This is a genomic window from Spirosoma lituiforme, from assembly GCF_054776635.1.
This window is the reverse complement of the sequence record NZ_BAAHBO010000033.1, coordinates 1-1,982: the sequence shown is the minus strand read 5'-3', so window position 1 is coordinate 1,982 and position 1,982 is coordinate 1. Positions and strand designations below refer to the sequence as shown.

Below are 1,982 nucleotides of genomic sequence, written 5' to 3'. Positions count from 1 at the left end.
GGTCAAGGTTATGCACCAAGTACATATACCAATCAGGTAAAAAGTTAAATACCAAGTACTGTAAACAACGCTGGTGCCCTGTTTGCAATCGAATACAGACCGCAAAGCTTATCAGTGGATATGTTCCTGTTCTGGAACGAATGAATCAACCCTACTTCGTTACGTTAACCAAAAAAACTGTTCCTCAAGAACAGTTAGAAGAGAGTATTGCTCTTATGGATAGCACATGGAGACGGATATTACATAGTGATGCCGGTAAACGCAGGAAGATAAATGGTATCAGGAAGAGTGAATGTACTGTAAGACCAAACAATCACTACCACTTTCACTATCATGTTATCGTTGAAGGCAAAGAAGCAGCAGAGTGGTTAGTTGATTCATGGCTGAGCAGATTATCGGATGTTGCTGATATAAAAGCACAAGATTTTAAACCAGCAGACGAAAACAGTTTAAAAGAAATATTTAAATACTTTACGAAACTACTTACAAACAATTCGATTGGTGATAAAGAATTTTATTCAACAACAAGTATGGATGTTGTGTTTCAAGCAATGAAACGTAAACGTGTCATTCAACCATTTGGAAATGTAAAAGCAGTGAAAGACGATATTGATTTATCCAACCGTGTTTATGATTTATTGGAATCAGGTTATAATACTTGGACATGGAAAGATAATGATTGGTATGGGATGGATGGAAACCCTTTGACTGGTTACGAGCCGAACGAAAAATTCAGGCAATTAATTGATAAATTAAATCCTAAAAAGATTAAACCTAAATACTAAAAACGTTATATTGTCACTTCGAAAAATGCTAAAAATTTTCTTTTTTTTGTTATGCCTATTCAAACATAATTGTCTAATTATTAGCATTTAATCAAATATTTTGCTACTTTAATGGAATAAATAAAACATATAATATTATGGCTAAGAAGATAATCTATCGTGATTCAGAGAGTGGTCGCTTAACGACAAAGAAGTATGCGGAGAGTCATCCGAAGACAACAGAAAGAGAGAGGGTCAACGTACCCACAAAAAAAAGCTAAATATCAGAAGACCCTTTAACTGGGGTCTTTTTTTATTTAATTATTTTCCTCTCCCAAAAATCATTTATTAATTTTATGAGGATTTCAAAAAAACAGACTATTTATTAATTTATTTACTTTCTCCTAGGAACAAAGTAGATGCCTAAATAGACAGGGTGGAATGGCAAATGCCTTAAAAATCTGTAACGGTACGTTACAAAGTATCAGTGGCTATAAAATGCAGAATGAATTAAAATGAAATAAATAAAAAAAAGTCGACTGGCTTAGAGCTAACAAGTCGACTGATAGACTGGTGTCTATGGGTCAGCATATCCCTCGGCAATGGTTGTTTCTCAACAGTGCCTGCTTCTGTTTCTGCTAACACACAAATATAGCAGTCAGGCGGTCTCTCTTGATAAGAAAGCACTATTGGGGGGGGTACCCTATATAAAAAGGTTATTACTGATAGTTACGAAGGTCATAGAAGCAGTTATAGGTATAGATAGAATTAGTAGGGAAAATGTACACCATAGTCGGTATACGTCGTCTAAATAAGAGATATAGCATAAATACCCCCCCCAGTTATCCTAAAAGAGAATTAAGTACTATATTGCACAAAAAAAGAGCATCACAGGTTGCAGCCTACAATGCTCCATAAAATTCAATTCAATTAATCAATTACTCCCTGCCACAGAAGTAATGACGTTTTATTTATGGACAAAGATAATGATACGCTAACAAAGCGTGCAAGGTCGAAGTATTTATCTGACAATTTGACCAGAGCACTATTACGAGATAATCCCAATTCCCCGTTAACCAAGAGCTATTATGGGTCAAGGTTATGCACCAAGTACATATACCAATCAGGTAAAAAGTTAAATACCAAGTACTGTAAACAACGCTGGTGCCCTGTTTGCAATCGAATACAGACCGCAAAGCTTATCAGTGGATATGTTCC

At 35.4% G+C, this 1,982-nt stretch carries 1 protein-coding gene; it reads left to right on the top strand.

Annotated features, from left to right (window positions below; all coding sequences use genetic code 11):
- The first annotated feature begins 23 nt into the window (after positions 1-23).
- Positions 24-785, top strand: a complete 762-nt coding sequence (locus ACYU87_RS27500) for a protein rep (protein ID WP_461137212.1) — start codon at positions 24-26, stop codon at positions 783-785.
- Positions 786-1,982: the final 1,197 nt, after the last annotated feature.